Origin of the sequence: Streptomyces sp. NPDC005794 (assembly GCF_042871445.1) — a bacterium.
In the GTDB taxonomy this organism is placed as follows: Bacteria; Actinomycetota; Actinomycetes; order Streptomycetales; family Streptomycetaceae; genus Streptomyces.
The window spans coordinates 88,780-115,236 of record NZ_JBIAIN010000010.1; the positions used below are offsets into that span (position 1 = coordinate 88,780).

Consider the following 26,457-nt stretch of genomic DNA (forward strand, 5'->3'; position numbering starts at 1 on the left):
CGTCCTCCGTGTGGCGCGACGCACCCACGCCGTCGGGCCCGGGTGAGGGGCCCTCGGGAGGGGGCATCCGGTCCGTACCCGTCCCGCGCCCTCACGACCTGCGCCCGGAGCACCTCCCGAGGTCCTCTCCCCGGTCAAGACTCGAACGCACGGCGACTTTGCGTTACCCCCAACTCCCGTCTGTGTCAGCACTATTGACACTTACCTTTCAAAGGTTTTACGTTCCTGGGCATTGAGAGCGCTCTCAGGCGCTCCCTGCCCCCCCATGACGAGGTGCTGCCCCATGCAAGCCTCCCTCTCCAGACCAGCAGCGGCGACGGTCCTGGCCATCGCTCTGGCCGCCGTGGGTCTGGGCCCTGCCGCGTCCCCGGCGGCAGCCGCCACCATCCCCGCGGGTTCCGGCAGTTATACCGACAGCCGCCCCGCCGGTACGTCCGGCCCCACCACCGACACCGGCGCCCCGGTCACGCCCAAGCTCACGGCGGCGGCCAAGGACAAGCCGGTCCCGACCAACGACTGGTGGTCCTCCCTCGCCTACCAGCGCTACGGCGACAACCCGTACTCCACCCCGATGTACGGGCATCCGCTGACCTACCAGGCGACCTCCGGCGGACTGGAGGTCGGCTACCCGACCACACCCGCGATCGTCGGGGAAGGCCGTCAGTACGAGTACGCGCACAAGGCCGACCTCACCGTCGGCCTCAACGGCCTGAACTCCCCGGACACCAAGGCCGACGACTGGTCCGACTGGACGGTCACGCCCTACTGGTCGGACGGCGCCCGCACCCTGCGCACGACCATCGGGCACGGCATGCCCTTCGTGTACGCCAAGGGCTCCGGCGGCGACGCCCGGATCACCACGGCCGGCACCCCCACCGTCTTCGCGGACAACGGCAACGTCCTCGGCATCACGGTCGCGGGCCACCATTACGCCCTGTTCGCCCCGACCGGCAGTGACTGGAACGTCTCCGGCACGGCGATCACCGCCGGGCTCGGCGGCAAGGACTACTTCTCGCTCGCCGTGCTGCCGTCCACGGACGCGCTCGCGACCTACCGGAAGTACGCCTTCAGCTTCGTCACCGGCTCCAAGGTGGCCTGGGAGTCGGCCGGCGGCACGGTCAAGGCGACCTACAGCCTGACCACGGAGGCGAAAGAGGGCACCGAGCGCGGCACGCTCCAGGCGCTGTACCGCCACCAGTGGCTGCACACCACCGACGCGCTCACGCCGTACACGTACGTCTCCCCGCGCGGCACCATGAAGGTGCGGGAGTCCGCGTCCTTCACCACCAGCCAGAAGAACCAGGGCGTGCTGCCCGCCCTCCCCGCGTCCACCGGGGTCGACAAGGCGCGGCTGACCGGATACCTCAACGAGGTGGCGAACGCCTCCGACCCGTTCTCCGGGGCCGCTGACACGTACTGGACCGGCAAGGCGCTCGGCCGCCTCGCCCAGCTGGTGCCCGTGGCCGACCAGATCGGCCAGACCGGTATCCGGGACAAGCTGCTCGGCCTGATGAAGGGCCGACTCCAGGAGTGGTTCACGGCGGGCGGCGCAGCTGAGTTCAGCTACGACAAGGACTGGAAGACGCTCACCGGCTACCCGGCCTCGTACGGCAGCGACACCGAACTCAACGACCACCACTTCCACTACAGCTACTACGTGTACGCGGCGGCGATCGTCGCCCAGTACGACCAGGCGTGGGCCGCCGACTCCGCCTGGGGCGCCATGGTCAAGACGCTGGTGCGGGACACCGCCAACCCCAGCCGCACGGACACCGCGTACCCGTTCCTGCGCGGCTTCGACGTGTACGCGGGTCACAGCTGGGCCTCCGGCCACCAGGGCTTCGCGGCGGGCAACAACCAGGAGTCCTCGTCGGAGTCCGTCAACCTCAGCGCGGGACTCGTCCTGTGGGGCGCGGCGACGGGTGACACCGGGCTGCGGGATCTCGGCAGCTATCTGCTGACCACCGAGTCGGAAGCGATCACGCAGTACTGGTTCGACGCCGACCAGCAGGTCTTCCCGGGGGCCTTCGGCCACGACACCGTCGGCATGGTGTGGGGCAGCGGCGGCGCGTACTCCACCTGGTGGACCGCGAACCCGGAGGAGATCCACGGCATCAACGTCCTCCCCGTCACCGGCGGTTCGCTGCACCTGGCCCGCGAGAAGGAGGCCATCAGGCGGAACATCGCGGAGATGGAGCGGGAGAACGGCGGACCGGCCGTCGAGTGGCGCGACCTCCTGTGGGAGTTCGAGTCGCTGGCCGATCCGGCGGCGGCCAAGGCCAAGTGGGACGCGGGCAACGCGGGGTACACCCCGGAGCAGGGTGAGTCCAAGGCGCACACGTATCACTGGGTCACCACGCTCGACAGCCTGGGCGCCCCCGACATGACCGTCAGCGGGAACATCCCGACCTCCGCCGTCTTCACCAAGAACGGCGTCCGGACGTACAGCGCCCACAACCACGGTTCCACCGCCGTCACCGTCACCTTCTCCGACGGTGCGACCCTCTCGGTGCCGGCACGGTCCACGGCCACCGGCACGGGTGCCGGCGGCGGTGACCCCGATCCGGATCCCGAGGAGCCGGGCCCGTCCACCGGCAACACCTTCCGGCTGAAATCCGGCGGCGCCCTCACCACCGCCACGGACGGCGCGGCGGGAGCCGACACGCTGGCCTCGGCCGACGGCGTCAACCGGGACGGTACGCCGTACAAGCCGACGGTCTACGAGATCAAGAAGGTCGACGGGACGCTCGCGGCGGGTGCGTCCACCGCCTTCCGTCTGCGGGTCGACGCGGGTACGAAGGTGGGTCTCGCCCCGCAGGTCAGGGTCAGTTACGACCTCACCGGTGACGGCACCTTCGACCGGACCGAGACCTTCCGCTACTTCGCGACCGACCCGGTCACGGGGTGGGAGGAGTACACCCAGGCCGGGGGCACCGCGGCGGTGACCGGAAACCTGGGCGACCTCAGGGGCGGCACGGTCCGCCTGGAGATCTGGAACGCGCTGGGCAACGGCACCTCCCAGGTGCAGACCGGCACGGACGCGGCGGTCGTGAAGATCCCGTACGTCTAGACGCTCCTGTGCGCGGCGGGCCCCGGCCACTCAGGCCGGGGCCCGCTGTGTCTGTCATGACCCTGGCGGATCTCGCGAACGGCCTCCACAATGCATATGGGAGCGCTCCCATGTGTGTTCCCGCCCCACCCGCACCTGTCGACGAAAGGCCTCCCCGGTGAATGCCTCACCACTCTCCGCACGGCCCGTACGCGTCCGTCCCCGGCACGGGAGACGTGTCCTCGGGATATCGGCCGCAGCCTTACTGTTCGCGGCGGCGCTCGCGGTACCCGGTACGGCCGGTGCCCAGGAGGCCGAGCCCGGCCCCGAGCAGATCTCCAACGGCGACTTCGCCGCCGGTACCGCCCCCTGGTGGTGGACGGCGAACGCGCCGGCGGCCGTGTCGGACGGCCGGCTGTGCGCCGAGGTGCCCGCCGGCACGGCCAACGCCTGGGACGTCATCGTCGGCCAGAACGACGTCCCGATCGTCGCGGGCGAGAGCTACGAGCTGTCGTACACGGCCAGTTCGACCGTTCCCCTGACCGCCCAGACCCGCGTCCAGGAGGCGGCCGAACCGTACACGACGGTGCTCGCCACCGCGGACCCGGTCGGTGTGGAGGCCACCCGGGTGACCCGCACGTTCACGGCCTCGGTGGACCTGCCGGCCGCGTCGGTGCAGCTGCAGATCGGCGGCGGTGAGCGGGCGACGGCCTTCTGCCTGGACGACGTCTCGCTGCGGGGCGGGGCCGAACCGCCCGTGTACGTACCGGACACCGGGTCGCCCGTCCGCGTCAACCAGGTCGGGTACCTGCCCCACGGTCCCAAGAACGGCACCGTGGTCACCGACGCCGACGCGCCGCTGACCTGGACGGTGAAGGCCGGGGACGGCTCGACGGCCGCCACCGGCACGACCGTTCCGCAGGGCGAGGACCCCAGCTCGCTCCAGCGGGTCCACACCTTCGACTTCGGCGACCTCACCACGGCGGGCGACGGTTACACCGTGGAGGTCGACGGCGAGGTCAGCGAGCCCTTCTCGATCCGCGGTGACCTGTACGACGGGCTGCGCTCCGACGCGCTGGCGTACTTCTACCACAACCGCAGCGGCACCCCGATCGAGGCGGACCTCGTCGGCGAGGAGTACGCACGCCCGGCCGGCCACATCGGTGTCGCGCCCAACAAGGGCGACACGGACGTCCCCTGCCAGCCCGGGGTCTGTGACTACCGGCTGGATGTGTCGGGCGGCTGGTACGACGCGGGCGACCACGGCAAGTACGTGGTCAACGGCGGCATCTCGGTGGCCCAGCTGATGTCCACGTACGAGCGCACCCTGACCGCCCCGAACGCCGAGTCGGCGGAGCTCGGCGACGGTGAGCTGCGGGTGCCCGAGCGCGACAACGGGGTGCCGGACATCCTGGACGAGGCGCGCTGGGAGATGGACTTCCTGATCAAGATGCAGGTCCCGGACGGCGAGCCGCTGGCGGGAATGGCGCACCACAAGATGCACGACGCCGAGTGGACCGGGCTGCCCATGAAGCCCCATCTCGACCCCCAGCAGCGCGAGTTGCACCCCCCGTCGACGGCCGCCACGCTGAACCTCGCCGCCTCGGCCGCCCAGTGCGCCCGGCTCTACGCCCCCTTCGACGAGGACTTCGCGGACCGCTGCCTGCGGGCCGCCGAGACCGCGTGGGCCGCCGCGAAGCAGCACCCGGACGTGCTCGCCGATCCGGACGACGGCACCGGCGGCGGCGCGTACAGCGACAACGACGTCTCGGACGAGTTCTACTGGGCGGCCGCCGAGCTGTTCACCACGACGGGCAAGGACACCTACCGCCAGGCGGTGCTCTCCTCCGACCTGCACGGTGACACGGACGCGGTCTTCCCGGCGGGCGGCGGCATCTCATGGGGCTCCACCGGCGGACTGGGCGTGCTCACGCTGGCCACCGTGCCGAACGGCCTCACCTCGGCACAGCTCGGTGACGTCCGCTCCGTCGTCACCACGGCCGCCGACCGCTACGCCGCACAGTCCCGCGAGCAGGCCTACGGGCTCCCGTACGCCCCCCCGGGCGAGGACTACGTCTGGGGCTCCAACAGCCAGGTCCTGAACAACATGATCGTGCTGGCCACGGCCCACGACCTGACCGGCGGAGCCGCCTACCAGGACGCCGTGCTGCGGGGCGCCGACTACCTGCTCGGCCGCAACCCCCTCAACCAGTCGTACGTCACCGGCTACGGCGAGCGGGACTCCCGCAACCAGCACCACCGCTTCTGGGCGCACCAGAACGACGCCTCCCTGCCCCACCCGGCACCCGGCTCGGTCGCGGGCGGCCCCAACCTCACCGCGATCGCCTCCGGCGACCCGGTGGCGGTGGAGAAGCTGACCGGCTGCGCCCCGGCCATGTGCTACATCGACGACATCGGCTCGTGGGCGACCAACGAGATCACCGTCAACTGGAACGCGCCGCTGGCCTTCATCGCCTCTTACCTGGACGACGCGGGCGAGGGCGGGCAGACCGGCCCGGCCCGCGCGTGCGAGGTCACGTACTCCTCACACCCGTGGAACAGCGGCTCGACGGTGACGGTCCGCGTCGAGAACACCGGCTCGGAGCCGGTCTCGCCGTGGTCGCTGACCTGGCTGCTGCCCGGTTCCGGTGAGCAGCGGCTGAGCCACACCTGGAGCGCGGAGTTCGACCAGTCCGGCCGCACGGTCAGCGCCCGGCCGCTGTCGTGGAACCGGGCTCTGGCCCCGGGCGCGGCGGTCGACTTCGGCTTCAACACCACGGCCTCGGGCCCGGCACCGGACCCGGGGGCGTTCAAGCTCAACGGCCGGGCCTGCACCTCGGGCTGATCCCGGCGCACCAGCCGTACGGGCCCGGCGTGTTCGTCAGCGCCGGGTCCGTACGCCCCGGGCGTGGCCGGTCCGCTCCGGCCGGGGGACGAGCCCGGCCCGGACCGCCGCCACCCGCTGCCGTACGTCGTCGGTGGGTACGGCGCCGGGAGGGCCCGCAGGCGCGTGGGTGTCCTCACCCCGGCACAGCGCGCAGAGCCCGCCCGCCAGGGCCTCGGGGCTGCCCGGCGCACGGCACTCGCCGCATTCCAGGGTGAGCAGCGCCGTCCGCCGCTCCGGGGCCGGCCGGTGCGGGGGCAGCTTGTCGGTCAGCCGCCTGCGGATCAGCGAGGCCGCGTGATGGACGGGCACGGGAAGCCCGTCGGTCAGGGCGTGCAGCAGCTCCGCCTCCGTGGCGCCCCGCTCGAACCACTCGCCGACCTGCGGCTCCAGGCTCGCGCACTCCGCCGCCGACAGGCTCAGCGTGGGCGCGGTACGCCCGAGGGCGGCCAGCAGGACGAACGCCCGTGAGCGCGTGGGATGCCGGGTCTCCTGCGGTACGTCGCCCCGGATGAACGCCGCCCACCAGCCGTCGTCGCGCGCGGTACGGGAGAAGAACGTCCGGGTCACCCAGAGCATGACCTCGTCGGTGGCGAGGCACTCGCTGCCCCGGCGCAGATGTCCGGCCGCCTGGAGCCTGTTGAGCGCGGTCCGCAGGGCGCACTGCCCGTACGGGAGCCACTTGGCCAGTGTCTTCACGGAGATGTCGGAGCCGTCCGGCAGCCGGTCGATATAGGCGGCGACGGCGGCCTCACGAGGCGGCAGGTGCGAGAAGTCCCGCGCGCCGCGCGGGCGTTGGTCCGGGGCGGAACGCTTGCCGTAACCGGGGTTCGCCATGGGGTGCGGGGGCGCGTACGAGGGGGAGGGGGCGGCACTAAACTGGCTGACAGCCATCAGATCGCTCTTTCGATCGCGTGGTCAGACCCCTGCCAGGTGTTCCCGCACCGGCGGGGGTCGTCTGTTGTCCGGCACGCTAGAGCGCGGCGACGGTCCGTGGCAAGTCGGTCACAAACGGTCAACTTCGCAGGCGGGGAGGGTGGGTGGGTGGGAAGAGACCCGCCGACCATTCCTTGGAAAGAGCGCTCGGAGTCCGAGGCTTGAGCTCCGGGGTCAACGCGTGGGGCCCGCCGCCCCCGATCGGATGGTGTCCCCCGCGCGGCCGGGCGTGGCGCGGCGCGAGATCGCCAAGATGGCTGGTGACGGCGCCCTGACCAGCAGGTCGTGGGGTGCAGGGGCACTCGCATGCCGTCGATCGATCCGAGCGGGAGTGACCATGGCGAACGAGCTGAAGTACGGCGACAGGATTCACCTGCAGAACGGCTACAACAGCTGGGCGGGCGGCTACCTGGACACCAACGGCCACAGCAGCGACTCCGGCGGCAAGTACGCCGTCTCGACCGCAGAGTCCCCGACCCGTGGCGAGGGGACCGGCACCTGGGAGATCCTCTCGCCCGCCGGGAAGGCCGCAGGTACCCCGGTGGTCAGCGGTGACGTCATCCAGCTGCGCAACCTCTACGGCGGGGACGGCGGGTACCTCGACACCAACGGCCACGCCTCCGCGGACCAGCGCACCGCGGGCGCCAAGTACAACGTCTCCACGTCCAAGGACAAGGACCGCGCGCCCGGCTCCGGCACCGGCCGCTGGCGCATCACGGCGCGGAGGTCCACGCCCGCCGACGGGAACATCCGCCCCGGCGACGTCATCCGCCTGTGGAACCTCTACGCCGACAACGGCGGCTTCCTGGAGACCAACGGCCTCGGCCCGGCCGCCGGCAAGTACGACGTCTGCACCAACGCCTACTTCAACCGTGCGGAGGACGTGGCCGACTGGAAGGCCCAGCGTCCGTAACCGCCCGGCGCCTTCACGCCGAGGGTCCGCCTACCCGCCGGAGATCCAGCCGTGCGGGCGGCGGCAGGGCGGTCGCCGTCTCGGCGCGGAAGGCCTGGAGCAGATAGGCGGCCAGACGCCGGGACGCGGTGGCCGCATCCTCGCCGGAGCCGACGGTCACCCCGCAGTTGGCGAGCAGCAGCAGGGTGACGTCGCTCGGTTCGAAGTCCTGGCGCAACCCGCCCGCGTCCTTCGCCCGTCGGACCAGCAGGGCGAGGTTCTCCTCGGCGCGGGAGCGTTCGCGCGCGAAGTCCGCCTGGTCGGGGAACTCCGTGAGGAACGCCTGCGTGAACCCCCGGTCCGCCGCCTGCATCAGGCAGACCTTCTCGATCACGGTGCAGAACCCGCGCCAGGGATCCGGGTCCGCCAGCGCGTCGTCGAGCACGGACACGCAGTGGCTGAGCTCCTCCGCGAACGCCTCCGTCACGAGCGAGTCGCGGGTCGGGAACCGTCGGTACAACGTGGCGACCCCGACCCCGGCCCGCCGGGCGATCGCCGCGACGGGGACGTCGATGCCCTGCGCGGCGAACGCCTCACGCGCGGCCCTCAGGATGCGGTCGCGGTTCTCCTGGGCATCGGCGCGCAGGGCGCCGTGGCCGGGCGGCTTCTGCTTCTGCTTCTGCTTCTGAGAGGTCTGATCAGGCATGTTTCTCACTTTAAGCCAAATGGAGGGGGTCATCCGTTTACGCGCATAGCCTGGAAGACATGAACGACATGCGCGCGGCGCTCTACGACAGCTACGGCCCTCCCGACGTGCTCTACGTCGGCATGGTCCCCGTACCGAAGCTCCAACAGGGCCAGGTGCTGGTCCGCGTCCGCGCCGTGAGCGTCAACGGCGGCGAGCTGCACGGACGCGCCGGACGCGTCCGCCTGGTGACCGGCCGCACCTTCCCGCAGCGTACGGGGCTCGACTTCGCCGGAGAGGTCGCCGAGGTGGACCCCGCCATCACCGGACTGCGGCCGGGGGACCGGGTCTGGGGCGTCCTGCCCCGCACCTTCGGCAGCGCGGCCGAATACGTGGCGGTGCGCCCCCGGAACCTTTCGTACGCCCCCGAGAACATCGGCCTCGTCGAAGCCGCGTCCCTCCCCGTGGGCACGACCGCCCTCACCGCCCTGAAGACCAAGGCGCGGCTGAAGGCGGGCGAGCGCCTGCTCGTGCGCGGTGGCAGCGGCGGAGTCGGCAGCATCGCCGTCCAGCTCGGCAAGGCCCTCGGCGCCCATGTCACCGCTCTCGCGGGCACGAAGAACCTCGACCTCGTCCGGGAGCTGGGCGCCGACGAGGCCCACAGCTATGCGACGACCGGACCGTCGGACCTGGGCCGCTTCGACGTCATCATGGACACCGTGGGCACCGAACTCCGGGCTTTCCGGGGCCTGCTGGCACCGGGCGGCCGCATGGTCTCCATCGCCTTCGACATCGACCACATCGCCGCGAGCCTCGGCTACCTGCTCGCCTCGACGGCCCACGGCCGGGGACGCGTCCGCTTCTTCAGCGGCAACCCCAAGCACGATCTGCTCGCCGAACTGACCCGCTACGTGGAGAGCGGAGCGATCCGCCCGGTCGTGGACACCGTCCACCCGCTCGCCGAGATCGCCGCCGCCCACCGGGCGCTGGAAGCGGGCGGCGTACGCGGCAAGCACGTGATCCAGGTGGTCTGAGAAGGGGGGGGGCGGTCAGGACCCGAGGCCCGCGTCCCGGGCCAGCAGCGCGGCCTGCACCCTGTTCTCGCAGCCCAGCTTGGAGAGGATGCGGCTCACGTACGTCTTGACCGTCGCCTCGCTCATGTGGATCCGCCGGCCCGCGTCCGCGTTGGACAGCCCCTCGCCCAGGAGGGCCAGGACGTCGCGTTCGCGGGCGGTCAGCTCCTCCAGCCGGCGGCGGGCCGCCTCCGCGCGGTCCGTGGCGCCGCCGGAGGCCAGCGAGTCCACCACATGCCGGGTGGCGCCCGGCGACAGATACGCCTCACCGGCCGCCGCCGCCCGCACGGCCCGCATGAGCTCGGCGGGCGCCGAGTCCTTCAGCAGGAAGCCCGCGCTCCCGCCGGTCAGGGCCCGCAACACGTTCTGCCGCTCCCCGAACGTCGTCAGGATCAGCACCCGCACCTGCGGGGCGGCCCGCCGGAGCTCGGCCAGGGCCGTCAGCCCGTCCATCACCGGCATCTGTATGTCGAGGAGCGCGACGTCGATCCGTTGGGAGCGGGCGATCTCGACGGCTTCCTGGCCGTTCGCCGCCTCCGCGACGACGTCGATGTCGTCGGCCGAGGAGAGGATCATCCGGATGCCCGCCCTGATCAGCGGCTCGTCATCCGTCACAAGAACCCTGATCACGCGTCTCCCGGACGGTCCTGGGCGGTCGGCACTGCGGACATCCGCCCATCATCGCCGACCGGCCCGCCCGTACGGACACCGGCACCGTCTGCCCTCAGGCGGCGGCGTCGAAGGACTTCTTCTCGATCAGTTTGCCGTCCTCGAAGCAGAACCGGAAGACCGGATCCGCGTCCAGGCTGTCCCCGAACTCCGTGGAGAGGACGGTGAGGCACTTCGCCCCGTCGGGCACGGGCGGCGCGCCGTCACCCGCGCCGGTGTTCAGGAACGACTCGCCGTCGGGCAGCTGATCGCGTACAGCTTGCTCGGACTCGCCGATCTTGAAGCCCTCGTACTGTGCGGGCTCGATCATCGCCTTGTCCGCCTCCCGTACGAGGAAGACCAGCCCGACGACCGCCACGATCACCAGGACGACGGCGATCAGAGCCGCCACCCCGCAGCCGATCGCTATGCCGTTGCCCCTCTTGGTCCTGTTCACTGCCTTGGCCAACTCCTTCGGGAGACCGTTCCAGTCGATGACAGGATCACTGTCGCCCGGAGCGCCCACCGGATTCTGTGCCCGAAAGTCTTCCGGAGGAGCGACGGACGTCGCCCTCGCGTCACCCGGCGAGGTGTACGGCAGGACACCGGCCAGCCGGAAACCCCCGTCCCCCGTAGGACCGGCGTGCACCATGCCCCCGACCAGCCGGGCCCGCTCCTCCAGCCCGGTGAGCCCCTGACCACCGCTCGCCACACTGCCGCCCACCGGCTCCAAGGCGGGGCCGTTGGCTATCTCCACGACCAGCGTGTCCGGCTCGTACCGCAGGCCGATGGAGATCGACGCCCCCGGAGCGTGCTTGTGGGCGTTGGTCAGCCCCTCCTGGACCACGCGGTACGCCGCATGATCGGCGGCCGAAGCGAGCGGACGCTCCTCGCCCGAGCGCCGGACCTCCACCGGGGTTCCCGCCCTCCGCGACCCCTCGGCCAGGCTCTCGATGCCGGCCACCCCGCGCGACGCCGCTTTCTCCTCCTCACCGGCGCCGTCGACGGCCGGCGCGCCCGCGCCGGAGCTCGACGGTTCGTCGGTGTCCTTCAACATCCCCACGACGTCACGCAGTTCGTGCATCGCGGCGACCGACGCCTCACGCAGCACCCCGACGGCCTCGTGCTGCTGCTGGTTCAGCCCGGGGGTCACCTCCAGCGCGCCGGTGTGCACGGCGATCAGCGCGAGTTGGTGACCCAGGCTGTCGTGCATGTCCTGGGCGATGCGCTGACGCTCCAGCATCCTGGCCTGGCTCACGAGCATCGCGCGCTCGCGCCGCAGTTGGGCGTTGTACTCCTGGAGCGTGTCGGTCAGCGTCCGGCGCTGCGACCAGTAGCGTCCCGCGAGCCCGGGCACCACGAGCGAGACCAGGATGAACAGGCCGGCGATCGCCAGGATGGACCAGGAGGTGTGCGGTTCCCACAGGGCGGTGAGCCCGAGGGTGAGGACGTAGGCCAGACCGAAGACGGTGGCCGACCTGCCCAGGCTCTCGATCCGTCGCCCCGCCGACCAGGCGACGACGAGGAGCAGGGGCGCGAACCCGAAGAACGGCGCCGAGCCGACGGCCGCCGCCAGGAGCACGGTCGCGGGCAGCCCCCGCCGCAGGAGCGACAACACCCCTGCCAGCACCCCGATGAGGATGGCCTGCGCCGGGCCCTCGTCGTCGAGGAGACCGGCACCCACGGCGGCCAGCGCGAGCACGAGGCTCAGGACCGCCTCACCCGCGATACGCCTGCCCGGCCACATCCCGGGCGCGAGGAGAGCCCGCCCCGGCACAGCGAACCAGGACACAAGCCGCGCCCTCACCGCCGGTGCCGGAGGGGCGGGGTGTGCGGGAGCCAGCGCATCCAGACGAGTCACGCGCCCACCGTAGGGGGTCCGGATGGACACCGCTGTCACCGTTCGTCGCTACGCCCCACGACGAAAGTAGCCCCGGCCGGGCGCACCCAGGGGTGGACGGGCCCGGCCGAGGCCCGTTCATGAGGAGGGGACCGGGGTCGGCGGTTGAGGACGGGTCCCGGGAAGTGCCTAGCCAGCCCCGGACCGTCGAATGTCCCGACCGGCCGCCCCGCGACGCACGACGCACTTCAAAGTGCCTTTTGTAAGCCTTCTCCCACTCACTCATTCGGAGCGCCCAACCACGGCCTCGACCACGTCGTGCCCACCACCGAGGCGGTGCTGGGACATGAGCAGCAGCTGGGACTCGATGTCGCCACCGTGGTCCCCGAGATGGCCATGGCGCCCCACACGCCGCACCTGGCGGAGTTCCTCCCGATGTACGAGGCGTCCATGGCCGACGCCCACGACCGTGCTCGCGAGCTCGCTTTGAAGATCGCCGCCTGATATCCGCTACGGGGTCAGGGCTGCTTGAGGTCGTCGACGAAGGCGGACCAGGCGTCCGTCCGGAAGACGAGCGTGGGGCCGTCGGTCACCTTGGAGTCCCTGACGGGGACGAGGTGGGGGAAGCCGTCGGCGACCTCCAGGCAGTCGCCGCCGCTGCCGCCGCTGTACGTGGACTTGCGCCACGTTGCCACTTCGAGGCAGTTGCCGCCGCTGCCGTCGCTGTACGAGGACTTGTACCAGGTTGCCGTTGTCAGGTCATAGTCAGAACTGCTGATCTTCATGGGCGTAATCCTCCGCCACCGCTTCGATCAGGGCCAGGGACGCATCAGGTGACAATGCGCTGGCTACCAGTAGATCGTAGGTCAGCTCGTACGACCGTACTGCTGCTGGGTCGTCCAGGAGTTGGCCGGATCCCAGCCCGTCCAGGTAGGCGAGGGGCGGTGCGTCAGAGAAGGTCATGAGTTTGAGTGGGCCTCCCATGGCTGGGTGGCCGCCCGCGCTGAAGGGCAACACCTGGACGATGATGCGCCTCTGCCGCATCAACGTCGTGAGGTGGGAGAGTGCCTCACGCATGACCCCAGGGCCGCCGACCCGGCGCCGTAGTGCCGCCTCGTCCAGGATCGTCCAAACCATGGGTGTTGTTGGGTGGGCCAGGAGGCCGGCTCGCGCCACTCTGGCCTCCACGAGCTGGTTCACCGTCTCCTCCGGCGTGGTTGGGCGGTAGCCCAGGAAGACCGCCCGCGCGTATGACTCGGCTTGCAGGAGTCCGGGGATGAGCAGGGGCGAGTACTCCTTGATGGTTTCCGCCACCGCTTCCGCCTCCGCCGCCTCCGCGAAGTGGTCCGGGTACTTGGACTTCTTCAGGGCCGCGCAGTTCCGGACGAAGAAGCCGTCCGTCTCCAGCACCTCGTCCAGCTTCTGGGCCTGGTCCAGCTGCATGCGCCGGGTGCCGGCCTCCAGTTGGCCGATGAAGGAGCCGCTGACGAACAGGGGTGCGCCCAGCTCGTCCTGAGAGAGGCCTGCCGCCTCTCTGCGGTGGCGGAGTTCGGCGCCCAGGAGAGCCCGGGGCGAGGAGGAGGGATCGAGCGTCTTCGGTCCGGGCATGGCGACTCCGTGGGGCACACGTGCGGGTGTTGGAACTGCACCTCTTCCAGCGTAGCGAGGAATCGGCCACGCTGAGTATGCATAGCAACTACTCAGCGTGGAAATGGGGAAGATCATGATGACGGCTACGGAACAGTGCAAAGAGGCAGCGGGAAGATTGCGCGCTGCGGAGGACGCGGTGGCGCGGCTGCGGGCCGGGCTCGCGGGGGTCGGCGTGAAACTGCCGTCGCTGCGGACCGACCTGGCGTCGTGCGCGCGGAACGAGCCGACGCCGCTCGTCGACCTCGGCCGGTGCTCGGTCGAGACGGCCCTGCTGCTCAGTGCGCAGCTGGAGGCGAAGGCCGCTCATGACAGTTGAAGGGCTGGAGCCGTGTACGCCGGAGCCCGGGACGTTCGCCATGGACGCCCGTACGGGCAGGGTGGGCCGGGTGATGGGCCGCGTCGGGCCGTACGTACAGCTGCGTCCGCCGGGCGGCGGCGCGGAGTGGGACTGTCCGCCGGATGCCGTCCGGCCGGCGCCGCCGGGGCTCGTGCTGCGGGCGCGGGTGACGGAGATCAACCGGGAGGGGCGGCTCCCGTGACGGTCAGGTCGGGGCCCTGAGCCCCGTACCGCGCGGCTGCGTATCCGCGCGGAGGCGGTGGCGGGCGGGCCCGGCCGGCCCGCGACCGGGCCCTGTACCCGGCTCGCCCGGTCCGGAGGTCAGTAACCGCCGCCGCTGGTCGGGGGCGTCTTCGTGATCTTCTTGCCGTCGGGGTCCACGACGAACCACTTGGCACCGAAGGCGTCGACGCCCTGCCCGTTGGTGTCGCCGGCCTTCTGGTCGTCGGCGAACCGGTACAGCGGGTGCCCGTCGTACGTCACCTGTTCGGAGCCGTCGTCCCGCTTGGTGGTCTTGAGCAGATCCGTCTTCAGGCCCTTGCCCGCGGCCGGGGTCGACGTGACGGTGAACGGCGGCCATGCCTTGGCACAGTTGTCGTTGCACGCCGACTTGTCCTTCGTGTCCTTCTCGAAGAGGTAGAGCGTCTGCCCCTTCTCGTCGACCAGCATCTTGCCGAAGGGGCCGTCCTTGACGTCGACCGCGGGGCTGCTCGACGAGGTCGCTGCCGGTACGACGTCGGTGTCCGGCGCCTCGGCGGCGACCTTCGTGCCACCGGTCGCACCTTCACCGCTGTTGTCCGAGCACCCTGCCGCCGCCCCGGCAACCAGCAGGGTTGTGGCCAGCGCCACGGCTGGTCCGACGTGCCGTTTCATGAGGTCTCCTTGAGTGTCAGCTGTCCTGTGGGCAGCGCGAGGTCCGTGCCGGTGTCGCCGAACCCAGCGGACAGGAAGGCTCATGAAGCGGCCATCCACGGGGAGCCGTTCGGCGTACGGACGGGATGCCCGGGGGCGGTCGCGTCGATCAGCCGTTCCGGGCCGCCGCGCGCGGGCCGGACGTCCTGCCGGCGGCCCGGGCCTGACGCTGATGGAGAACCGCGAGGACCGTGTGCGCGAAGGGGAGGGTCAGGGCGCCGGTGAGGAACAGGGCGGCGGCGATCGGGGCGAGGACCCCGGCGACGTACGCGCCGTAGGTGTTGTCCGGGCCCCACTCCAGGAAGACGGAGACCGCGCCGGAGCGCAGGGGGCGGGCAGCGGCGTGGAGCAGGACGTACAGGCCGACGGTCAGCGCACCCAGGGGCAGTGCGACGGCGACGCTACGGAACCATGCCGAGGCCCCGCCCCAGGTCAGGGACCAGGAGCGGCGCAGTGCGGCGAACGGGGTGAGGCCCTCCGACGCGGCGGTGGCGGGGGCCAGGGTCCAGCCGAGCCGGAGCGCCAGGGCGATCGCCATGCCCAGCAGGGGCGGTCCGTAGCGCAGCACCTCGAAGAGGTCGGGGTACTCCCACTTCGGGACGATCGGGGTGTGTTCCCTGAATGTGGTGGTGGTGAAGTACTCCTCCACCAGGATGCCGAGGACCACCGGGGCCCATACGCACACTCCGCGCAGCACGTACACACCGAGGACCGTGCGGAAGCGGCCGTCGTCCTTGCCGCCCACGGCGCGGGAGGCTGCGGTCTGGAGGGCGGTGCATCCCAGGTGCAGCAGGAGGATCAGGAACGGCAGGCAGGCGAGGAGGGTGAGCCACATGCTGTTCACCCGGCTCCCGTCGGGGGCATAGGAGTCCTCGTCGATCCGGGCACGCACCGCGCCCGCGCGTATCGCGTCGAAGTGGTGCCAGGCCACGAGGAAGCCCACGACCGTCACCAGCAGACCGCCCAGCGCGGCCAGCGAGGCGACGCCCGCTGCCCTGCCGTACAGGGAGGGGCCTTCGCGGCGCAGGACGGCGAACGCGGTGCGGACGACGCCGTGTTGCGGGTGGCGCTCCTCGTCCGCACGGCGTTCCTGGCGCAGCGCAGACCGTCCCGTGCAGTCGCCACTCGCCGGGCCGTCCGTCATGCTCTCCGCCTCTCGCCGTTCCTCTGTGCTGCCCGGGGGCCGGGATCAGCGTCTGCCTCCTCAGATGCGTGCGGGCAGCGGCCCGGTTCTCCGGCCGGGACACCTGCGGTGGGGTCGGTGCGGGGCTCACACGATCGTGGGACGCTGGAGAGAGCGGCGGGCAGCCGCAGGAACGTCGATCTACGCTCCCGTACGAGGCCACAGGAGAAGGGAACCGCGATGACCGCTGCGATGGTCGAAAGCGATCAGGGCTCCGAGGGCCGCCCGTGGGAGTACCTGCTGCGGACCTGGCAGGAACTGGACGTGCCCGAGGGATGGCGCGCCGAGATCGACGAAGGGCAGATCGTCTTGGTACCGCCGCCTCATGCGCACCACAATGGCATCGCCGCGAAAATCCGGCGCAGGCTCTACGCACACCTGCCTGAGGAACTGGAGATCTACCAGACGCTCGGTGTGCATGTCGCGCCTCTGGACAAGCTCTACGTACCGGATCTCGTGGTGATGCCCGCGGAACTGATCGCCGCCGCCGACCCCGATACCAGCGACCCCATGGACGCGTCGGAGGCGCTGCTGATCGTCGAGATCACGTTCAAGGGGAACGCCCGGGAGGACCGGACGAAGAAGTACCGGGCCTACGCGCGTGCGGGCGTCGCGATGTATCTGCTGATCGACCGCTTCGACACGCGCGGGGCGATGGCCACGCTGTTCACCGAGCCGAACGAGGACGGGACGTACAAGCGGTCCGACGCCGTGCCCTTCGGGAAGCCGCTCCCGCTGCCCGAGCCCTTCGGCGTCACCCTGCTCACGGACGAATTCCCGGTCTGAGGGGCGTGTGTATCCCGACAGCGGGGCCGGCCCAGCTTGTAGCCCGTGGCTGGCTCGTCCCCCGCGGCAAGGCCCGGGCCCGCTACTACGCTCCCGGCCCGCTCATGGACCCTGTCCGGGAAGAGGTGCGCCAGTCCATGGAGCCGTACGCGGATCCTTACCGACGCGCCCGCTGAACCCGCGGGCGGCGACCGGCACGCGACGGCACCGGACGCACGAGGTGTGCGCACGGTGCCGTTGGGGGATGCGGGCCGGGTCAGACGCCTGCGGGTTCCAGCGTCCGGGGAGGCCGGTCTCCTTCGTGGCGGTCAGAACCAGGGGCTCGCCGCGTCGCGCAGGGCCCGGATGGACTCGGAGAGCGAAGCGACCGAGGCCAGCGCGCCGGTCACCAGGAAGACCGAGTTGCGTACGCGCCCCTGACCGGCCTCGTCGGCCGGGGACGGGACGTCGTCCACCTGGGCGAGTGCCGCCTCCACGGCCTCTTCTTCCGCTGACGGCAGTTCGTCGGGGCCGAGGGCCCGGACGGCGAGGCGCAAATCTTCGACGGCTTGCCGGAGCCGCGCGATCTCGTCGGATTCCTCTTCGTCCGAGGCCCCTGAGGCGGCGTGACCGATGTACTCGGCTGTGCTGCCGTCTCCCGTCTGGGCGATCCCGTCGAACGTGCCGTGCCCGCTGACGTGGATGCCGCGGTCGTCCCCGGCCGGTGTGCTCGTCATCGTGTGAACTCCTTCAGCTGGAACCGGAACCGGTGGCGGCGCCGCCGGCCGTCGGGCCGACGTGCGGTTGCGGTGTGGTGATCGTCTGGTGGGCGGCCCGGGCGCTGTCACCCGTCTGGATGTTTCCGTGCATCGTTCCGTTGACGTGCACGGAGCGGTCGAAGAGGACGGTGGTGCGGGCGTCGTACTCGCCCGTGCCGTAGCCCGCGTCCCGCAGGCTGTTGCGTACGGCGGTCACCGTCCTGGTCCGGATGCTCTTGAGGAAGCGCTGGACGTCCATCTCCTGGAAGAGCTGCTGGAAGTGGGGCTCCGCCGCCAGCTCCCGTACCGAGTACGCGGGCCCGTGGTCGACCGGGCGGTTCGTCGCACGCATGCGCGCGTACCAGTAACTGGCGCGCGCGGTCCGGGTCTTCGTGCGTGAGGGGGCTGTGAGGTCGCTCAGGGAGTCCCCTACCAGAGAGAACACCGACGCGAAGGCCGCGCGGGCCAGATCGAGCCAGTCCTTGGTGTCCCTCGGCGGCAGGATGTCGTCGATGCGGTGGTAGCGGCGGGCGAGCGGCGGAAGCAGGAAGGCCCGTGACTCCAGGAACAGCAGGCCGCCCTGCATCTGTACGCGGCTGAAGACGGTGAGCACCACCTCGTCACCCCAACTCCCCACCCGGACGGTCAGATAGTGGCGCAGCCGTTCGTCGGCGTACAGGTCGAGGCTGTCGGCCCACCACGTCTCGGGGGCCTGCCCGTCCTGCGGGACACGGAGCATCCGGGCCGCCTCGGCGCGGGCGGCAGGAGCCTTGGCGTGGAAGGGGGTGCCGGGGCCCGTGCCGCTCCAGTCCGTCGAGGGGGCCAGTCGTTTGCCGCTCTTCATGACGTAGTCGTCCACGTGGAGCCCGCGCAGCTGGTCGCCCGGGTAGGTCTCGCCCTCGCCGAACCGGAGGAGGTCGCGGCGTATCCGCGCGTGCACCTCGGGCACGGTGAAGGCCGCCCGGCGCTCGGCGGCGCCGTCCCGTTTCTCCAGGTCCGGCACCAACTCGATGGCGAACGACCAGTGGTCCAGCTCGATCCCCGCACCGACGAACGGGGCGTAGTCGCTGTAGACGACATCGGGGTCGGCCTGCAGCACGCGGATCTCTTCGAGCCGGTCGGCGACCACGGGAGGGTCGGGGCGTTCCGTGCTCCGGCCGATGGCGAGGGAGTACAGGTGGAGTTCCGTGCGGTACCGGTACACGCCGATGACGACCGACCAGCCCACCAGGACGAGCAGAAAGGCGACAAGTGGCCGGCTCTCGCCCGTGGCAAGACCTTCCAGCACGTAGGAGGCCGACAGCGACAGACGCACCGCCTGCCCCAGGGCCCAGAGGAAGGCGAGCAGCAGCAGGAGCGTGATGAGGGCGTTCCCGGGGCGGGACCCCGGGCTGCCGCCCGGCCGGCGCCCCTCGCCGAGGGCGTTCCTCAGCCGGCGTCCCAGCGCTCTCGCGAGCTGGACGAACAGAACCAGCAGGAGAGCGACGAGTGCTCCGGTGACGCTGACGGGCAACAGCAGGAAGGGCAGGGCCAGCAGGATGGCCGCACGCGTCGCCACTTCCCTGCGCGCCACGAAGCACTCCTTGAGGACCGCTGCCAGATCCACCCCGTACGACGGAGGGGGGATGCGGTACGCGTTCTCGGCGAGCTCCTTGATCACGGCGTTGCGGAACTGCCGGTCCAGGTGGGCGGCGCCCCGCAGATACTCCGTGGCGCCGCCGGGGCGGTTTCCGGCCTGCGAGCGGACCAGTTGCCACAGGTCGCTGTCGGGGTCGGACGGCGGAGGGGCCGGTGGGCCCGGTGCGGGGCGGGGGCCAGGGACGGGGGGCGGTGGGTCCTGGGGATCGGGGTCGGTCATGGCGGGAGCCGGCTTTCCGTCGGGACGGACAGGGGGAGGCAGTGCCGGGGTGGGGCGGTGTGGCGTCAGAGCTGGGCCGTATCGCGTTCCGGCAGCCCGTACCGCGCGGCGATCGGCGTCCAGAGCGCGACGAAGTCCTCTTTGGCGCCGGTGGCGAGTTCGCTGCTGCGCACGCCTTGGTGGTACGAGGAGGTGCGGGGGACCGCGCCGGGTGAGCAGCCCCGTGCGTCGTCGGCCCAGTCCGCGAACGCCCGGTCCGCGTCGGCCGAATGCTGCCAGCCCGTGCGGAGGCGGCCCGCCGCGTCCGAGCCGGACGCGAGCTCGCCCAGGTCGAGCTCGGCGAGTCCGGTGATCAGGCTCTCGCGGCGTACGGCGGCGGCGTCCAGGACCTGGCCCGCGCTGTCGACGGATTCATCCGAGGCGCACGCCTCGACGGCGTTGACGGCGTCGATGACCTGCTGGCGGTCCGAGGTGCTGCGTTCCAGGAGCTCGTCCACCGCGGTGGCCTGTTCCTCGGCGGTGCCGGTGGGGGCTTCGGCGGGCTGGGGGTCCGCTGCCGTGGAAGCGGGAAGGGACCGCGACGGAGAGCTGGAGGACGAAGGTTCCGTGGTGGGGCCCGCCTCGGGAGCGGAGGGGCGGACGGCATGGGCGATGACCAGGGTCACGGCGGCGACGGCCAGCCCACCGCCCACCGCGAGGAGGATGACGTACTTCCTCGGTAAGGCGCGACGGCCGCCGCCCGGTTCGTCTCCGGGGTCGGGGTCGGGTGCGTCGGGCGGCGGTCCTGGCCGGTCCTCGGAGGCCGGTACCCAGCCACCCGCGCCGCCGCGCGCATGCTCGTCCCAACGCATCGGTCTGTTGCTGTTGTTCTCGCTCATCAGCGCCCCCCGCCACTGCAAGAAGGCAACTGTCCCACATACCACGGGTGGAGCCAATGGGGTTGCTGCGATGTGGCACAAGAAGATCTCACCGTGAGCGGATTCTTCCCCTTATTCGACTGCCCGCGCTTTTCCGGGCCACACCCGGTGAATTCGGCGAACGTGGAAAGAAACGCGGGTGGCCCAGGACCCGAAAGGTCCTGGGCCACCCGCGTCCGTGCTGGTCGGGGTCGGCTACCAGCGGTACCACCGGCCGCGCTTGCCGCCGCCTGCTGCCGGACGCACGAAGAATCCGATGAGCCACACCACGAGCACGATCACCGCGATCCACCACAGTGCCTTGAGTGCGAAACCGGCACCGAAAAGGATCAGAGCGAGCAGAAGAACGAGAAGCAGGGGAACCATTGTTATCAACCTCCGTGACATCTGGTGCCCGGCAATCAATTCCCTACACACAGGTGTTCGTGCGAAGAATCCTGCGTACGTCTCGTGACCGCCCGGGAGGCTCGGACAGCCGTACTTCCGCCGGTCAGACGCCCGCCGGTTCCTTCGCGGGGGTGTCGCCCGAGGCTGCGCCGGCCGGGCCGGTGGCCGCGACCGTCGACGCAACCGGTTCCTGGGAGACGTTGAACTCCGTCAGCAGCGCCTTGCTGAAGCCGAAGAAATACGTGGCGGCGAAGCCGGCGACGTACCCCACGAGCAGACCGCCCGCGTAGATCGCGATCGTCGAACCGAGGCCGTGGTTGCCGTCCAGGAGCGGGAACAGGGCCCAGCCGGACGGGCCGATCGCCGTCGAGCCGACCGAGTCGCCGAGTTGGTTGAACAGTCCCACGAAGCCGCCGCCGAACGCCCCGCCCACACAGGCCGTGATGAACGGGCGGCCCAGCGGGAGCGAGACGCCGTAGATCAGGGGTTCGCCGACGCCCAGCAGACCGGCGGGCAGGGCGGACCTGATGGTCTTGCGGATCGACTCGTTCCGGGGAAGGCGGAGGTAGACCGCTGCCGCCGCGCCGACCTGGCCGGCTCCGGCCATCGCGAGGATCGGGAGCAGGACCGTGAAGCCCTGCTGTTCGATCAGCGTCGTGTGGATCGGGATCAGTGCCTGGTGCAGGCCCAGCATCACCAGGGGCAGGAAGAAGCCGCCGAGCAGGAAGCCCGCGCCCGCGCCGCCCGTGGAGAGCAGCCAGTCGGCGAACGTACCGATGGCGGAGGAGACCTCACCGGCCACGTACATCAGGCCGAAGATCGTGACGAGACCGGAGATCAGAACCGTGAGCGTCGGGGTGACCAGGACGTCCAGCGCCTCGGGCACCCAGCGGCGGCACCACTTCTCGACGTACACCGCGAGGACCGCCGCGCCGAGGGCGCCGAGGACGCCGCCCTGGCCGGGGGACAGGGTCTGGCCGAAGGCTTCGATGTTCGCGACGCCCGGGAAGACGATGATCGCCGCGACCGCACCGCCGAGGATCGGCGTGCCGCCGAACTCCTTCGCCGTGTTGTAGCCGACGAAGACCGCGATCAGCGCCATGAATCCGGAGGCCATCGCCGCCAGGGCGGGGGTGACCGAGGGCAGCCAGCCGAGGTTGACCAGCAGGCCGTTGAGGCCGGCGATGATGCCGCAGCCGATCAGGGCGGGGATCAGCGGGACGAAGATGTTCGCGATCTTGCGCAGGAACAGCTTGAACGGGGTGGCGTTCTTCGCCTTCTGCCGCGCCTTCAGGGACGCGCCCTTGTCGGCCAGCTCCTCGGCCGTACGGACGGGCGCGGGGGCCTCGGCCGCCCGGCCCTCCTCGACCAGCTGCTCGAACTCAGGAGTGACCCGGGCGACAGTTCCCGGGCCGAGGACGATCTGGTAGGTGTCGTCCTCGACCACGCCCATCACGGCGGGGACCGCCTTGAGGGCCTCGTCGTCGACGAGGGAGCGGTCGTGCAGGCCCAGCCGGAGCCGGGTCATGCAGTGGACGATCGAGTCGACGTTCGCAGCGCCACCGACGAGCGGCAGGATCGCGGCGGCAGTGGCGCGGTTCTTGTCTTCAGTAGCCATGCGTGGTGCCTTGCTGTGCGGGGAGTGGTGCGTCAGGTGGTTCGGACAGCCGCGAGGGCTGCGCGGAGGTGACCGTGGGACTCGGCCAGGAGCGTGGCGGCGGTGGGGCCGTCGACCCCACCGAGGATGGTGAGGATGGCGTCCTTCACCTCGCCGTCCGTGGCGGCGAGCGCGGCCTCGATCTCCTGGTCGGAGGCGCCGGTGGCGAGGGAGACGATCCGGCGGGAGCGGGCGCGCAGCTTCTCGTTGGAGGCGCGCACGTCGACCATGAGATTCCCGTACGTCTTGCCGAGCCGGATCATCGTGATCGTCGACAGCATGTTCAGGACGAGCTTCTGCGCCGTGCCCGCCTTGAGACGGGTGGAGCCGGTGAGCAGCTCGGGACCGACGACGATCTCCAGGCCGTGCTCGGCCGCCGCGGCGAGCGCGGAGTCCGCGTTGCAGGAGAGACCGATGGTGAGCGCGCCCCGCGTACGGGCGTGCTCGACGGCCCCGACGGCGTACGGTGTGCGGCCGGAGGCGGAGATCCCGACCACCGTGTCGTCGGCGGTCAGGCCCATACCGTCCAGGTCGGCGGCGGCCAGCTCCTTGCTGTCCTCGGCACCCTCCACGGACTTGACCATGGCGGACGGGCCGCCCGCGATCAGGCCGACGACCTCGGAAGGGTCGGTGTTGAAGGTGGGCGGGCACTCACTGGCGTCGAGCACACCGAGACGGCCGGCGGTGCCCGCACCCGCGTAGATCAGCCGGCCGCCGCGCGCCATGCGCTCGGCGGTGGCGTCGATCGCGGCGGCGATCTGCGGCAGCTTCTCGGCCACGGCGGCGGGGACGGTGGTGTCCTCGCCGTTCATGATGCGCGCTATCTCCTGGGTCGGCAGCCGGTCGATCTCGGCGAGCTCCGGCCGGAACGCCTCGGTGGTGAGGGTGGCGAGCTGGGCGCGCAGTTCCCCGTAGCCGCCGGGGGCGTCGGCGTCGGTGCTGGGGTCGGTGGTGGAGGTCATGGACAGCGGCTCTGCTTTCTCGTTCTTGTACGGTTCGCGGGTGCGGGTGCGGGTGCGGGTGCGGGTGCGGGTGCGGGTGGCGCCGTGGTCAGCGGCTGCGGGGGGTGTGGCGGTGGGCGAGTGCCTCGTACGAGGCGGACAGCGCGGGCGCGGCCGTCTCGTACGTCCGCTGCGCGACTCCTATGAAGAGGCAGTCGACGACGAGGAGCTGGCTCGTGCGGCTCGACATGGCGGCGGGCCGCAGCTCGCTCTCCCGTGCGGTGGACGTGGTCAGCACGTGGTCGGCGTACTGCGAGACCGGGCCGTCCGGCCGGCCGGTGATCGCGATCGTCGTCGCACCGCGGTCGAAGGCGACCCGGAGCGGCTCTATGACGTCGCCCGTGGATCCGGAGTGTGTGATCGCGATGGCCACATCGCCGGAGCGCAGCTGCACCGCGTTGGTCACCGCGAGGTGCGGGTCCATGTGGGCGTGGGCTATCAGGCCGATCCGGAGCAGCTTCTGCGCCAGGTCCTGGCCGACGAGGGAGGACGCGCCGACGCCGTAGATGTCGATGCGGCGCGCGGTGGCGGCGGCGGACACGGCCGCCCCGAGCTGCACCGTGTCCAGGCCGGCGGCCGTGTCCGCGAGGGTCTGCTGCTCGTCGTGGGCGAGCTTCGTGACCACGTCCGCGATGGAGTCGTCGACCGCGATGTCGGCCGTGACGGCGGGCGCCCGGCCCGACTGCTGGTGGGCCGCGAGCCCCGCGAGTGCGAGGCGCAGGTCCCGGTAGCCCGGGTAGCCGAGGAGGCGGGCCGTGCGGACGACGGTCGCCTCGCTGGTGCCGGTGAGTTCGGCGAGACCGGTGACGGTGAGGGCGGCGCACCCGGCGGGGTCACCCGCGACCGCTTCGGCGACCCGCTGCATGGAACGGGTCATGGACGGAGCGAGGGTCCGCACCTTGGCCGCGAGGGCGGCAGGGGCGGGCGGCGAGTCGGCCTTGAAACTTTCCTTCACATCATTGGTCACCCTTGAAAGTTATTTCCAACCCTCCCGCCCCGTCAATCCCCCCTCGGCCGACGGGAGGTCGCAGATGTGAAAGCGGGCGGTATATCCGTTTCCGGTGTCCATGGATGCCCCATGGACGTTTCATGGCCAGGCTCGGGGTCACCAGGGCGGGGGGACAATGGGAGGCATGGAGTTGAACAGCCTGGAGCAGGAGCTGCATACCGCGCGTGCGCTGGTGATGGCCGACCTCGTCGCGGGAGATGTGGCCGAGGCCGGGATCGTCTCGATGGTCGAGGACGCGGTGGCCCACCGGCGGTGGTGGGTCGAGCAGTGGCCCGAAGGCGTGTCCTTCGTCACGGGGCTCGTGGCACAGGACGTCCAGGACGCGCTCCTGGAGCAGCACGGGCGTTGGCCGCTGTGCCCGGTGTGCACGGACGAAGGGCCGCACGCCCTGGACGTCGAGCCGGAGCTCGGCCCCGATCCCCACTGGGTCTGCACGAAGGCCACGGTGTCCGTCGCCCGGGTGGGGGCGCTCGCCGAGGTGCTCGGCCGGTGACCGTCTACATCGACCCGCCTACCTGGCCGGGGCACGGCCACCTGTGGTCGCACCTGGTCAGCGATGTGTCGTTCGAGGAACTGCACGCCTTCGCCGCCACGATCGGCTGCCCGCCCCGCGCCTTCGAGCGCGACCACTACGACGTGCCCGAGGCGCGTTACGCGGACGCGGTGCGCGCCGGGGCGCGGGAGGTCGGGTCGAAGGAGATCGTGCGCCGGCTCACGGACGCGGGACTGCGGCGGCCGAAGGGGCGGCCCGCTCCTCGCTGAGGGGCGCCGGTGTGCTCGCCGCGATCCGGCGGGACGGCTTGCCGCCGCCGCCCAGCCGCAGTGAGACCGTCACGGCCACCAGGCCCAGCACCAGCATCGCGGCACCCGCCCAGGCCGTTGCCCGGAAGCCGAAGTCCGCGTCGATCACCGCACCGCCCAGCCACGGGCCGCTCGTGTTGCCCAGGTTGAACGCGGCTGTCGTCGTCGCACCCGCCAGCGTCGGGGCGACGCCCGCGACGTTGAACATCCGGGCGTTCAGCGCCGGGGCCGTGTAGAACGCGGACAGCCCGAGCAGGAACGCCAGGACGATCACCGCGGCCTGGTTCGACGCGAACAGGGCCAGCGCCACCAGGAAGACCGTCGAGGCGCTGATGCCGCTCAGCAGCACACCGAAGAGGTGCGCGTCCGCGACCCGGCCGCCGATCGTCGTACCGATCACGGCGCCGACACCGAACAGCGCGAGTACCCAGGGCACCCAGCCCGAGCTCAGCCCCGCCACATCCGTCAGCAGCGGCGCGAGGTAGCTGAACGCGCAGAACACACCGCCGGCCGCGAGGGCCGTGATCACGATGGACAGCCACACCTGCCGGTCCCGGTAGATCGCGACTTCCCGCTTGAGCTGGGGCTTCTCGTCCGGCAGCGGAATGCGGGGGATACGGGTGATCACACCGACCAGGGCCACGGCGGACGCCGCGCCGACCGCCCAGAACGCCGAACGCCAGCCGAAGCTCTCCCCGAGGAACGCGCCCAGCGGTACGCCCAGCACATTGGCGATCGACAGCCCGCCGATCATCACGGCCATCGCCTTGGCCCGCGCGTTCACGGGCACCATCGCGATGGCGACCGCCGCGCCCACCGCCCAGAAGCCGGCGCACGCCAGCGCACTCACCACCCGGGAGACGAACAGCACGTCATACGTCGGAGCCAGCGCGCCCGCGACCTGGCCGAGACCGAAGACCGAGATCAGCGCGATGAGCGTCGTACGGCGTGGCAGCCGCAGCGTGGCGACGGCCAGCAGCGGGGCGCCGACCACCATGCCGATCGCGAAGGCGGATATGAGGAGCCCGGCCTGCGGGATAGACACGTCCATGTCGTCGGCGATGGGCGGCAGCAGCCCGGACAGCATGAACTCACTGGTGCCGAGGGCGAAGACCGAGAGGCCGAGGATGTAGACGGCCATCGGCATACGGGGACGGCTGGAAGCGGAATCGGGCATGACAGTTCTCAACAGGGCTCACGTCCCTGCCATTCCCC

General features: G+C 71.2%; 26 protein-coding genes. 10 read left to right on the top strand and 16 right to left on the bottom strand.

Annotated elements, in window-relative coordinates:
- Positions 1–283 precede the first annotated feature (283 nt).
- Both ACFYQ5_RS17925 and ACFYQ5_RS17930 read left to right on the top strand, forming a co-directional pair.
- A complete protein-coding gene (locus ACFYQ5_RS17925) occupies positions 284–3,070 on the top strand; it encodes a glycosyl hydrolase (protein WP_389198426.1) in 2,787 nt (928 codons plus the stop codon).
- Positions 3,071–3,296: 226 nt separating this feature from the next.
- Positions 3,297–5,894, top strand: a complete 2,598-nt coding sequence (locus ACFYQ5_RS17930; protein WP_389198738.1) for a glycoside hydrolase family 9 protein — start codon at positions 3,297–3,299, stop codon at positions 5,892–5,894.
- A gap of 36 nt (positions 5,895–5,930) precedes the next feature.
- Here the strand turns inward: ACFYQ5_RS17930 and ACFYQ5_RS17935 are convergent, their stop codons facing one another.
- Positions 5,931–6,827: a hypothetical protein gene (locus ACFYQ5_RS17935; protein WP_389198428.1), complete on the bottom strand. Its 897-nt coding sequence runs from the start codon at positions 6,825–6,827 to the stop codon at positions 5,931–5,933.
- 379 nt (positions 6,828–7,206) lie between these two features.
- Between ACFYQ5_RS17935 and ACFYQ5_RS17940 the strand changes: the two genes are divergently transcribed.
- Complete coding sequence (locus ACFYQ5_RS17940; protein ID WP_389198430.1) at positions 7,207–7,782, top strand: hypothetical protein; 576 nt, start codon at positions 7,207–7,209, stop codon at positions 7,780–7,782.
- A gap of 13 nt (positions 7,783–7,795) precedes the next feature.
- Here the strand turns inward: ACFYQ5_RS17940 and ACFYQ5_RS17945 are convergent, their stop codons facing one another.
- Positions 7,796–8,467, bottom strand: coding sequence for a TetR/AcrR family transcriptional regulator (locus ACFYQ5_RS17945; protein ID WP_389198431.1), 672 nt, complete (start codon positions 8,465–8,467; stop codon positions 7,796–7,798).
- A 59-nt stretch (positions 8,468–8,526) separates the two neighbouring features.
- Here ACFYQ5_RS17945 and ACFYQ5_RS17950 point away from each other — a divergent pair, with 59 nt between their 5' ends.
- On the top strand, positions 8,527–9,480 hold the full coding sequence (locus ACFYQ5_RS17950) for an NAD(P)-dependent alcohol dehydrogenase (protein ID WP_389198433.1): 954 nt from the start codon (positions 8,527–8,529) through the stop codon (positions 9,478–9,480).
- Between the two features lie 15 nt (positions 9,481–9,495).
- Here the strand turns inward: ACFYQ5_RS17950 and ACFYQ5_RS17955 are convergent, their stop codons facing one another.
- Complete coding sequence (locus ACFYQ5_RS17955; protein WP_389198435.1) at positions 9,496–10,149, bottom strand: response regulator; 654 nt, start codon at positions 10,147–10,149, stop codon at positions 9,496–9,498.
- A gap of 94 nt (positions 10,150–10,243) precedes the next feature.
- Positions 10,244–11,914, bottom strand: a complete 1,671-nt coding sequence (locus ACFYQ5_RS17960; protein ID WP_389198740.1) for a histidine kinase — start codon at positions 11,912–11,914, stop codon at positions 10,244–10,246.
- Positions 11,915–12,325: 411 nt separating this feature from the next.
- Between ACFYQ5_RS17960 and ACFYQ5_RS17965 the strand changes: the two genes are divergently transcribed.
- Positions 12,326–12,511, top strand: coding sequence for a hypothetical protein (locus ACFYQ5_RS17965; protein WP_389198437.1), 186 nt, complete (start codon positions 12,326–12,328; stop codon positions 12,509–12,511).
- Between the two features lie 14 nt (positions 12,512–12,525).
- On the opposite strand, the gene ACFYQ5_RS17970 is transcribed toward ACFYQ5_RS17965, so the two are convergent.
- Together ACFYQ5_RS17970 and ACFYQ5_RS17975 are read right to left on the bottom strand one after the other, a co-directional pair.
- The gene (locus tag ACFYQ5_RS17970) at positions 12,526–12,792 is read right to left on the bottom strand and encodes a DUF397 domain-containing protein (protein WP_389198439.1); all 267 of its coding nucleotides are present in this window, start codon (positions 12,790–12,792) and stop codon (positions 12,526–12,528) included.
- Complete coding sequence (locus ACFYQ5_RS17975) at positions 12,773–13,615, bottom strand: Scr1 family TA system antitoxin-like transcriptional regulator (protein ID WP_389198441.1); 843 nt, start codon at positions 13,613–13,615, stop codon at positions 12,773–12,775. Before ACFYQ5_RS17975 ends, ACFYQ5_RS17970 begins: the two co-directional genes overlap by 20 nt.
- A gap of 157 nt (positions 13,616–13,772) precedes the next feature.
- Between ACFYQ5_RS17975 and ACFYQ5_RS17980 the strand changes: the two genes are divergently transcribed.
- Both ACFYQ5_RS17980 and ACFYQ5_RS17985 read left to right on the top strand, forming a co-directional pair.
- Positions 13,773–13,973: a hypothetical protein gene (locus tag ACFYQ5_RS17980; protein ID WP_389198443.1), complete on the top strand. Its 201-nt coding sequence runs from the start codon at positions 13,773–13,775 to the stop codon at positions 13,971–13,973.
- Positions 13,963–14,196 carry a hypothetical protein gene (locus ACFYQ5_RS17985; protein ID WP_389198444.1) on the top strand — a complete coding sequence of 78 codons (234 nt, stop codon included), beginning with the start codon at positions 13,963–13,965 and terminating at the stop codon, positions 14,194–14,196. The genes ACFYQ5_RS17980 and ACFYQ5_RS17985 overlap by 11 nt, the downstream gene beginning before the upstream one ends.
- A gap of 119 nt (positions 14,197–14,315) precedes the next feature.
- Here the strand turns inward: ACFYQ5_RS17985 and ACFYQ5_RS17990 are convergent, their stop codons facing one another.
- Both ACFYQ5_RS17990 and ACFYQ5_RS17995 read right to left on the bottom strand, forming a co-directional pair.
- Entirely contained in the window at positions 14,316–14,867 is a 552-nt protein-coding gene (locus ACFYQ5_RS17990) for a hypothetical protein (RefSeq protein WP_389198446.1), read from the bottom strand.
- A gap of 148 nt (positions 14,868–15,015) precedes the next feature.
- The gene (locus ACFYQ5_RS17995; protein ID WP_389198448.1) at positions 15,016–16,050 is read right to left on the bottom strand and encodes a hypothetical protein; all 1,035 of its coding nucleotides are present in this window, start codon (positions 16,048–16,050) and stop codon (positions 15,016–15,018) included.
- A 219-nt stretch (positions 16,051–16,269) separates the two neighbouring features.
- Here ACFYQ5_RS17995 and ACFYQ5_RS18000 point away from each other — a divergent pair, with 219 nt between their 5' ends.
- Positions 16,270–16,875, top strand: coding sequence for a Uma2 family endonuclease (locus ACFYQ5_RS18000; protein WP_389198450.1), 606 nt, complete (start codon positions 16,270–16,272; stop codon positions 16,873–16,875).
- 308 nt (positions 16,876–17,183) lie between these two features.
- On the opposite strand, the gene ACFYQ5_RS18005 is transcribed toward ACFYQ5_RS18000, so the two are convergent.
- The 7 genes from ACFYQ5_RS18005 to ACFYQ5_RS18035 form a co-directional block, all read right to left on the bottom strand.
- Entirely contained in the window at positions 17,184–17,591 is a 408-nt protein-coding gene (locus tag ACFYQ5_RS18005; protein WP_389198452.1) for a DUF5955 family protein, read from the bottom strand.
- 13 nt (positions 17,592–17,604) lie between these two features.
- Positions 17,605–19,470 (bottom strand): hypothetical protein, encoded by a 1,866-nt coding sequence (locus tag ACFYQ5_RS18010; RefSeq protein WP_389198453.1) that lies wholly within the window; start codon positions 19,468–19,470, stop codon positions 17,605–17,607.
- 65 nt (positions 19,471–19,535) lie between these two features.
- Positions 19,536–20,348, bottom strand: a complete 813-nt coding sequence (locus tag ACFYQ5_RS18015; protein ID WP_389198455.1) for a hypothetical protein — start codon at positions 20,346–20,348, stop codon at positions 19,536–19,538.
- A gap of 234 nt (positions 20,349–20,582) precedes the next feature.
- A complete protein-coding gene (locus ACFYQ5_RS18020) occupies positions 20,583–20,753 on the bottom strand; it encodes a hypothetical protein (RefSeq protein ID WP_031093367.1) in 171 nt (56 codons plus the stop codon).
- Positions 20,754–20,877: 124 nt separating this feature from the next.
- Complete coding sequence (locus tag ACFYQ5_RS18025; protein WP_389198456.1) at positions 20,878–22,392, bottom strand: PTS transporter subunit EIIC; 1,515 nt, start codon at positions 22,390–22,392, stop codon at positions 20,878–20,880.
- A 32-nt stretch (positions 22,393–22,424) separates the two neighbouring features.
- A complete protein-coding gene (gene murQ, locus ACFYQ5_RS18030; protein WP_389198458.1) occupies positions 22,425–23,393 on the bottom strand; it encodes an N-acetylmuramic acid 6-phosphate etherase in 969 nt (322 codons plus the stop codon).
- An 88-nt stretch (positions 23,394–23,481) separates the two neighbouring features.
- Positions 23,482–24,399: a MurR/RpiR family transcriptional regulator gene (locus ACFYQ5_RS18035; protein ID WP_389198460.1), complete on the bottom strand. Its 918-nt coding sequence runs from the start codon at positions 24,397–24,399 to the stop codon at positions 23,482–23,484.
- 166 nt (positions 24,400–24,565) lie between these two features.
- Between ACFYQ5_RS18035 and ACFYQ5_RS18040 the strand changes: the two genes are divergently transcribed.
- Positions 24,566–24,934, top strand: a complete 369-nt coding sequence (locus ACFYQ5_RS18040; RefSeq protein WP_389198462.1) for a hypothetical protein — start codon at positions 24,566–24,568, stop codon at positions 24,932–24,934.
- Positions 24,931–25,203 carry a DUF4031 domain-containing protein gene (locus ACFYQ5_RS18045; RefSeq protein ID WP_389198464.1) on the top strand — a complete coding sequence of 91 codons (273 nt, stop codon included), beginning with the start codon at positions 24,931–24,933 and terminating at the stop codon, positions 25,201–25,203. The genes ACFYQ5_RS18040 and ACFYQ5_RS18045 overlap by 4 nt, the downstream gene beginning before the upstream one ends.
- On the opposite strand, the gene ACFYQ5_RS18050 is transcribed toward ACFYQ5_RS18045, so the two are convergent.
- Complete coding sequence (locus ACFYQ5_RS18050; RefSeq protein ID WP_389198742.1) at positions 25,154–26,389, bottom strand: Cmx/CmrA family chloramphenicol efflux MFS transporter; 1,236 nt, start codon at positions 26,387–26,389, stop codon at positions 25,154–25,156. The two genes, ACFYQ5_RS18045 and ACFYQ5_RS18050, sit on opposite strands and share 50 nt — an antisense overlap.
- Positions 26,390–26,457 lie beyond the last annotated feature (68 nt).